This window comes from Corallococcus sp. RDP092CA (assembly GCF_041903675.1).
In the GTDB taxonomy this organism is placed as follows: Bacteria; Myxococcota; Myxococcia; order Myxococcales; family Myxococcaceae; genus Corallococcus.
Window position 1 is genome coordinate 1 of the sequence record NZ_JAYESI010000158.1, and the last position, 286, is coordinate 286.

1 protein-coding gene is annotated in these 286 nt (G+C 67.8%); it reads right to left on the bottom strand.

Features of this window, described 5'->3' with window-relative positions; genetic code table 11:
- On the bottom strand, nucleotides 1–286 hold a 286-nt coding region (locus U8525_RS34595; protein WP_374270992.1), incomplete at both ends, for a condensation domain-containing protein.

Here is a 286-nt window from a genome sequence, read left to right on the forward strand (position 1 = left end):
AGGAGATGCCCGGCAGGCGCAGCGCCTCGGTGGGCGTGTTCTGCAGGACGAACATGGCCTGGAAGAGCGGGCTGCGGCTCAGGTCGCGTACAGGCTGCAAGGCTTCGACGATCTTCTCGAAGGGGACGTGCTGGTGGTCGTAGGCCGCGAGCGTCGTGTCGCGCACCTGCGCCAACAGCTCGCGGAACGTCGAGCGGGGGTTCAGCTGGGCGCGCAAGACGAGCGTGTTGACGAAGAAGCCGATGAGGCCTTCGGTCTCCGCCTGGGTGCGGCCGGCGATGGGAGT